This is a genomic window from Deltaproteobacteria bacterium (assembly GCA_019308995.1).
GTDB lineage: Bacteria > Desulfobacterota > Desulfarculia > Adiutricales > JAFDHD01 > JAFDHD01.
Genome location: JAFDHD010000128.1, coordinates 1 through 8,244 on the forward strand (window position 1 = coordinate 1; position 8,244 = coordinate 8,244).

The 8,244-nt window shown below is 43.0% G+C and carries 5 protein-coding genes; all 5 read left to right on the top strand.

The features are described 5' to 3' along the window. Positions 1–161: 161 nt before the first annotated feature. The 5 genes from JRI95_15025 (at position 162) to JRI95_15045 (ending at position 7,992) form a co-directional block, all read left to right on the top strand. Entirely contained in the window at positions 162–1,493 is a 1,332-nt protein-coding gene (locus tag JRI95_15025; GenBank protein MBW2062856.1) for a phenylacetate--CoA ligase family protein, read from the top strand. A 195-nt stretch (positions 1,494–1,688) separates the two neighbouring features. Continuing rightward, positions 1,689–2,939, top strand: a complete 1,251-nt coding sequence (locus JRI95_15030) for a hypothetical protein (GenBank protein ID MBW2062857.1) — start codon at positions 1,689–1,691, stop codon at positions 2,937–2,939. 121 nt (positions 2,940–3,060) lie between these two features. Continuing rightward, entirely contained in the window at positions 3,061–5,229 is a 2,169-nt protein-coding gene (locus tag JRI95_15035; GenBank protein ID MBW2062858.1) for a bi-domain-containing oxidoreductase, read from the top strand. A 119-nt stretch (positions 5,230–5,348) separates the two neighbouring features. Continuing rightward, on the top strand, positions 5,349–7,238 hold the full coding sequence (locus JRI95_15040) for an alginate lyase family protein (GenBank protein MBW2062859.1): 1,890 nt from the start codon (positions 5,349–5,351) through the stop codon (positions 7,236–7,238). Further along, positions 7,231–7,992 (top strand): WecB/TagA/CpsF family glycosyltransferase, encoded by a 762-nt coding sequence (locus JRI95_15045; GenBank protein ID MBW2062860.1) that lies wholly within the window; start codon positions 7,231–7,233, stop codon positions 7,990–7,992. The genes JRI95_15040 and JRI95_15045 overlap by 8 nt, the downstream gene beginning before the upstream one ends. Positions 7,993–8,244 lie beyond the last annotated feature (252 nt).

An 8,244-nucleotide genomic window follows, 5' to 3' on the forward strand; every position in this document is an offset into this window, starting at 1 on the left:
ATCTAAGTGTTTAATAATAAGCAAATCACCTTTATGAACGTAACTTGTTTAAATGATGCAAAAAATCTATCGACCAGATCAAATTATCATCAACTAATATGGAGAAGACCCATATATTTTAACAAATTACTTAATAAAATTACTTAATACGGAGCTTTGAAGTGATTAGAGAATTTTTATTAAGCTATCCCTATTTACAAAGGAAGAAATTAATTAGAAGAACAGAATATTGGCCAACTGACAAATTAAAAGAACTACAGGGATCTTTCCTATTAGGTATTTTACGTTACGCAGCGCAGAATATACCTTACTATCAAAAAATGCTTGACTTAAATGAATTAAATCACACGACAGAACCATATGAGCTCTTAGCGAAATTTCCACTAATTGATAAAAAAGAAATTAGAAAACATTTAAACAGTTTCGTAAGAGGAAATCGCATTCGAAAGTTGAGAGGGTTAACAGGAGGGTCAAGTGGACAGGTTTTAATTTTTTATTGTGATAGGTTTACCACTAGGCAACGGGAAAAGGCATTTATATTTGATCAATGGAGCAGAGTCGGTTATAAATTAGGTGATAGCATCTTTTCTCTAAGGGCTCGCACACCGCCCAAAGATCAATTCGTTCAACATGACCATTTTTTTAATATATACCATGCCTCTTCATTCGATATTAGCAAGTTAAATATTAAGAAGTATGTTTATTATATGAATAAAATTCAACCTAAATTTTTACACGGATATCCATCTATCATATACCAAATTGCTCTCTTACTGGAGAGATGTAAAAATAAATTAAACTTTAATTATAAAGCAGTTTTATGTGGCTCTGAGAAACTTTTTGATTATCAAAGGAAAAAGATAGAATCAGTTTTTACTGCCAGAGTATATAGCTGGTATGGGCATAGTGAATATTTAGCCCTGGGTGGTGAGTGCGAACATTCGCAGACTCTTCATTTTTATCCACAATATGGTTACACTGAATTGTTACCAACTGGAACTAAAAATGAGGAGGGAAAGGAGATTTACGAACTAGTCGCCACAGGATTCAATAATCAAGTGATGCCCCTAATACGATATCGTACCGGTGATTATGCTACTTTATCAGAAAACCAAAGTTGTAAATGCAATAGGAACTATCTAATTATAGATGAGGTCATTGGCAGAGAGCAAGAATTTTTTGTTGACGCGAATGGATCGCTTATAAGTGCTACGGTCTTGATTGACGAAGCACATTATGATGTTTTCATGGGGTTAGAATCCTTTTGGATTCATCAAGATACACCTGGAGTGGTCGAAATATTTCTTGTAAAGAATGAAAGGTATCAAGATGAATTATTTCACCTTATGAAAAATGAGATGGAGGCGCTTGTAGGAGATAGATTGAGGTTACACTTTTCGTTTGTCGATAAGGCTCAGAAGACTCCGAGCGGTAAAGCGAAGGTGGTTCATCAGGAACTAGATATTAGCAGCTATCTAAGGAATATTACTTAAAACCTATTTCAAATACCTCCGGAGAGGTTTTTAAAACATTTGAAGCACCTCAAGTTGCGCGGCAGATGGAAAGCTATTTTAATCAAGTAATCCATCCAGATGTTTAGCTTCCTAGCGGGAAAATGGTTCCACTAGTACCAGGAATGATTTCCATAGGAAAATCACTTATTAATTTCTAAGCTGCAAAGGGTTTACATGATTTTTGGTGGAGCTTTTTTTCTTTCTCTTATTGCCTTGGCCTTTCTGATTCTTCATCCTCAGGTCGGAGTACTCCTGCTTCTGGCCTTTAAGCCAATCATTGACGCATCCTGGCAGCATAGCTTGTTCGGCTACAATGCACTTGAGATTGTCGGAGTAATGGTTCCCCTTATAGTCCTATTTCGGATCTTCTTAACACGAGATACAAATCTTAATGAAATGCCCTTGCTTTTACTTTGGTTGATTTATGTCTTTGTCAATCTTATTTCCTTTGTGATGATATTAGGTACAGGCAGGCTGCTTGGATCTCTAGATTTCTTGTTCCGCATCCTTAATGGATTTGCGGGATATTGTATGTTGCAAACATATTTTAGTAACAAACTCTGGTTTAAGAGACTCCTGATTGCATTTCTCCTGGCTGGTCTCTTCCCCATGCTTATGGGAGTGTATCAAATGGCAACTGGAGAGATCTGGCAACTTCGCCATGCCACGGGTGGACTTGTGAGGAGTGTGGGAATATACCACGACGCCTTTTCTTTCAGAGTTTATGCCTATATGACGATTACTGCTATTTTACTCTATTGGTCTTATTTTAGTAAAAATAGTTTTTACATGAAAATGATTCTCGCTGCATATGGGTTAATTTGCTTACTAGTTATCTTTAGAATTTACTCTAAAGCCGGGTATATAATTTTTATCGCATGGCTTTTTGTTTGGACAATAATGAATAAAAAAATTGGTTGGTTATTAGTCATTATTATAGGTGTGCTCGCTCTTAATTTTTTTACAGGCAATAAAATATTTAAAGATGTTGCTACAGTCTTTTCAAAGGAAACCGCGGCTATTGAAGGTACAGGTGAAACAAGAAAAATTTTGGCCGGTCGCTCAATGGTTTGGGAAAGTTATTTAGACAGGTGGAGAGAATCAGAAATATTTTATAAGATTTTCGGTTTGGGTACTTCAGCAGGTGCAGCTCATAATGATTATTTGAGAGTTCTTGTAGGTGGAGGAATTATAGGTTTGTTAGTGTATATAGCACTATTGGTAACGATTGGCTGGAAAATTATTATAACTTTGGTTCGAGAAAAGACACCGCTTCATATCATGACACTCATGATCTTTTTAATGTGGTTAATAGATACAATTGGTCTCGTGCCCGGTCAGTATCCCGCCTATCAGTGGTTTATTTGGGGTTTCATTGGCTTAGCGCTGCGTGGAGTCAAAGATTTAAAAGAGGAAAATACTTAATTAAAGGGATTGGTAAGCTACTGCAATAATAGCTTGATCTACTTTTTATTAAATGAGATTATAATCTTAGTTACATAAAAGTGACAGCCGGAAAATACAGATTAGTGAGACTAATAAATAAATGAAACAGCTGACCAGCAAATTAAAAGACGGTTCAATTCAGATTATTGAGGTGCCGGTTCCGTCTGTTAATCCCGGGATGGTACTTGTTCAAAATCGCTATTCCCTTATCAGTTCAGGCACGGAAGGCAGCACTATCAAAACCGCGAAAAAAGGTTACTTAGGCAAAGCTAAGGAAAGGCCGGAGCAGGTTAAACAGGTTCTTGACACATTGAAAACCCAGGGGCCGGTCCAGACATATCGCGCGGTCATGAAGAAGTTAGACGCCTATTCGCCTCTTGGTTATTCCTGCGCCGGGGAGGTCATAGATGTAGCTCCTGGTATAATAGAACTAAATGTGGGGGATTTGGTGGCTTGCGGAGGCCTCAGCGCCTGTCATGCTGAAGTGGTTAACGTTCCGGTCAATCTCTGTGTAAAACTGAAGCCCGACGCTGATCTCAAACAGGCGGCATATAATACATTGGGGGCTATAGCATTGCAGGTCGTCCGGCAGGCAGATTTGCGCCTGGGTGAAACCTGCGCGGTGATCGGCCTCGGTTTGCTAGGACAATTAACTTGTCTGCTACTGCGGGCCTCGGGTGTTCGCGTCGTTGGATTGGATATTGACCAGGCCATGGTGGATATGGCCACCAAGCACTGCGCGGACCTGGCACTCAAACAGGGGCAAGCTGGTATCGCGGAGCTTATTGGCCAATTTACTACCGGTCTTGGCTGCGACGCCGTGATCATAACTGCCGCCACCAGTTCTCTTGAACCGATTAATTTTGCAGGCGCCATCGCTCGAAAACGCGGCACTATTATCGTGGTTGGCGCAGTACCCACGGGCTTCGACCGCGAGCCTCACTTTTACCGCAAGGAATTACAGGTGCGTATGTCCTGCTCTTATGGGCCGGGTCGTTATGATCCGGAGTACGAGGAAAAAGGACAGGATTACCCGATCGGATATGTGCGCTGGACCGAAAACCGCAACATGCAGGCCTTTCAGGACCTGATTTATACGAGAAAAGCAGATGTTTCCTTCCTCACCACCCATGTCTTTAAATTTGAAGACGCCCCCAAAGCATATGACTTGATTTTAGAGCGCTCCGAGCCCTCGGTGGGAATCCTTATCGAATATGACGCTGGCAAGGTTCACAAACCCGCCCCGGGTGGCATATCCCTTGGTCGAGTTACCGAAAGCCGTGAGCCTGTCTCGGTTTCCATTGGATTTATCGGCGCCGGGTCTTATGCCCAGAACCATCTTCTGCCTAACATCCCCAAAAACCGGGATGTGGTTCTAAGAGGCGTCATGACCGCTTCCAGCGCCAGCGCCCGCTCAACAGGGGAACGATTCGGCTTTGAGTTCTGCACGAACAATGCAGATGATATCCTTACAAATGATACGATTAACACCGTTTTTATCGCCACGCACCACGATACTCATGCCACATACGTCAGGCAGGCCTTGGAGGCAGGCAAGAATGTCTTCGTTGAAAAACCCCTGTGTTTGAAACCTGAAGAACTGGAGGAGATCAGAAATCTGTATGAGGCTCTGCCACAGGAACATGATGCCAAGGCGCCGATACTCATGGTCGGCTATAACAGACGATTTTCTCCATTCATCGCCCAAGTCAAGAAAAAAGTCGGCCGCGGACCCATGGCCGCCATCTACCGGATCAATGCCGGCGTTATACCGCCCGATTCATGGATTCAAGATCAGGAGTTTGGAGGGGGCAGGATCATTGGGGAGGTTTGTCACTTCGTGGACGTCCTGACTTACCTGAGCGGGTCCCTTCCAATTTCCCTTTACACCGCCTCAATGCCAGGTCCGCATAACCTTCATGATACCCTTCAGGTGTGCTTGAGTTATGCAGACGGTTCAGTAGGTACAATTGCCTACCTGGCCAACGGTGACAAGAGCCTGTCCAAAGAGCGCCTCGAGGTCTTTGCTCACGGAGAAACTGCGGTCGTGGAGGATTTCAAAACGCTGACCTTTTATTCGAAGGGGAAAAAGAAAAAAAAGACACTGCTTTCTCAAGACAAAGGCCAAAAGAACGAGATCAATCTTTTTTTAGAAAGTCTTAGTAAAGGCGCCGGCGAGATCATACCGTTTGAGGAGATATACAGCGCCTCCCTGGTCACCTTCAAAATCATCGAGTCAATCCAGCGAGGTGAAAGCCTCAAGCTGTAAATAATGACTGTATTGAACGCTTCCTTATCCGCTTTGAATTCAGAATTGTCAGCCCGCCAGCGATCTTTCTATTCCATGGCTTTCTCAAAAAAGACTATAAAGCTCAAATCCAACAGATTATGAACCGGGAAAGATTGTACTTTTATCTGGTTCGCTTGCAAAAGGCCTCTCCGGCTGAATGGTTTCATCGGCTCAGGGGATATTTTTTTATTTCGCTGCTAAAAGCAGCCCGGGTTATACCTGTCTATTCGGTTCAAGCCCCTGAGGTGAATGCAAAACTTCTGGAAGCAATCCAGGTTCCCTCATTATATGGAGAGATCGAACCAGGAGTTATAAGAGAAATCCTGGAGGGCAAGGTCTTTAGCCTCAACCAGGATCAAGCTGAAATTACAGAATTCGAGAATATTTGGCGGAATCATTTTTTTTCTGATGTCCCTACGAACCAGAAAGATCCTGATATCCGGACGGTTTGGGAACCGGCCAGGCTCCAGCACCTTACTCTCGTTCTGCACCGTATCAGGGAGTTATCCGGCGCTTCAAACGTTGGTTCATTAAAAAAGTTCGTGCGTGATACCTTGCTGGCTTGGCTGCAAAAGAACCCGTTTCCCTTGGGCCCTCATTTCGTGTCGGTCATGGAATGCGGGCTCAGAATCCCGGTTTTTCTCCAAAGCCTGAAAATCCTGGACACTCTTTCCACCGTGGAAAGAAAGGCTATTCTCCAGGCCATATATGAACACGCCTGGATTATCTGGAAACGGCTCTCCCTTTACTCTTCTCTGGGCAACCACACCGTGGCGGAGTGCGTGGGGCTCATTATTGCCGGTGCCATTTTCCAGGAGACCGACCAGGGTCGCAAATGGCTGCGAACTACTATCAGGTTACTGGAACAGGAGTGCCAACACCAGATCCTCGATGACGGAGGACCGGCCGAGCAGTCTCTGAGCTACCACCGTTTCATTCTGGATATGTACCGGTTCATCATTGTTTTCTTAGAACAAAATAAACTCCATGATTGTGCTGCCCTTAAACCCCGCATACAAGCAGGGGAGGAGTTTTGGGAAGCCTTCCAGATTAACGAGGCAGAAGCTCCTTGCATCGGCGACAGTGACGATGGATTTGCCATCGCCCCTGGATTGAGCCCTTTTCGGGCCGAATCTTCACAAATGTCTGAGTTTCATGGTTCAATTCAAAAAAGGCAGAGGACTAATGACCGGATTGAGGAAGCTCCTTTATACCATACTTTTCCTAACTCCGGTTATACAGTCTTGAAAACATGCGATCAAATTCTGCTTACTTTCAACCACGGCCCGCTGGGCATGACTCCCTTTTTCAATCATGGGCACGCAGACGCACTCGCCATTACCCTCTCAAAAAAAGGTCAGCAAATTCTAATTGATCCTGGGACCTACCGGTACAATGGTGTCCCTGAGTGGAGGAAATATTTCAAAGGAACACGCGCGCATAATACAGTCACTATTGATGGTTTGGATCAGGCCGTTCAAGTGAATTCGTTTATATGGAGTCATCCTTACGAAGCGCGTCTTCTAGGTTGTGAAAAAAAGCCGAAAGGAATAGTCGTTGAAGCGGTTCACAACGGATATACTAGATTGAAGAACCCTGTAAGGCACAAACGAACAATCTTTCTGCGCGGAAAGTCTGATTTCATTATCAAGGACAGTTTTTCAGGACAGGGTATAAACGAGTTTGAAATCAACTACCATCTCCACTCCGAAGTAAAAGTGAATGAGGCTAATGGCTGGTGGCACATAGATAAAGGAGGTCAGAGGGTTTTTATTACGCTTCTTGGTGATGATTTCAGGCTGGCCAAGGGCCAGTATGACCCCTTACTGGGCTGGCACTCCCCGGTGTATGGAATAAAAAAAGAAAGTTGTGTTCTGCACTGTAAAAAAAGAGGCCGGGCCGAAGAAGTATATTTTATAACAGCTATCTGCACCAACACCCCGGTTGATGTGGCTGGGCTTCAGGAGGAGATCCTTCAATTTGAATGACAGGCTTAAAATTCTAAACGTTTGGGTGGATGCCGTTGATATGGAACGAGCTATTTCCAGGGTAAAGCAGTTTCTAGAAAAAGGTAACAGACCTCATTCTATTTTAGCCGTGAACCCGGAAAAGAATTTTTCCGTACCTAAAGATCCCATTCTTAATGAGACATTCCGCACGGCTGATTTATTAATCCCGGATGGGATAGGAGTGGTAATAGCAGCGAGAATCCTGTATAATATCAAGCTATCTAGGGTTCCTGGCGTCGAGCTCATGGAAAAAATCTGTGAATTAGCGGCAAAGGATAATTACAGTATCTTTATATACGGAGCCAGGGAAGAAGTTAATGCCTCAGCGGCAAAAGTGCTGGCTGAACACCATAAGGGTTTGAAAGTCGCTGGAAGATCCAACGGATATATTAAAGAACAGGAAATGAATGAACTTGTGAGCAAAATAAATGTCTCAAAGGCTAATATCCTTTTTCTGGCGCTTGGTTCTCCCAAACAAGAAAGGTGGTTTGCTGCCCATAAGGATGCCCTCGAAAATATCAGAGTCTGTCAAGGAATCGGGGGAACACTGGATACAATTGCGGGCAACGTGAAGCGCGCACCGGAAATTTGGCAAAAATATAATGCAGAATGGCTCTACCGGTTAATTAAAGAACCCGGACGCATTAGCAGGCAAAAGATGCTGCCGCTCTTTGGGGCAATGGTTTTGATTACAAAACTAAAAGCTTACTTCAAGTTTTCAAGGGACCAATAAACAGACTCAAAGTAGAACTACTTTTAAAACTGATACAATTACTTTAATAATTTAAGGATAGACTCCAATAGAGTTAGCTAGTGATTTCTATTTCATTTTTTTAATTGAACGAGTCCTGGCATTTGGTAATAAATTTTCAACGGAAGTTCACCCCGATCAAATTGAATAAAGCTAATAATAACGGGTAATTAGTGCCGAAATGGCCTGATAATTGTAGGCATGTAATAAATGATTACATCACACAATAAGCTT

What these genes read in the sequence shown, in the direction of transcription:
- JRI95_15035 (MBW2062858.1), top strand. Translation starts at nt 3,061, where the DNA reads ATGAAACAGCTGACCAGCAAATTAAAAGACGGTTCAATTCAGATTATT.
- JRI95_15040 (MBW2062859.1), top strand. Translation starts at nt 5,349, where the DNA reads ATGAACCGGGAAAGATTGTACTTTTATCTGGTTCGCTTGCAAAAGGCC.
- JRI95_15030 (MBW2062857.1), top strand. Translation starts at nt 1,689, where the DNA reads ATGATTTTTGGTGGAGCTTTTTTTCTTTCTCTTATTGCCTTGGCCTTT.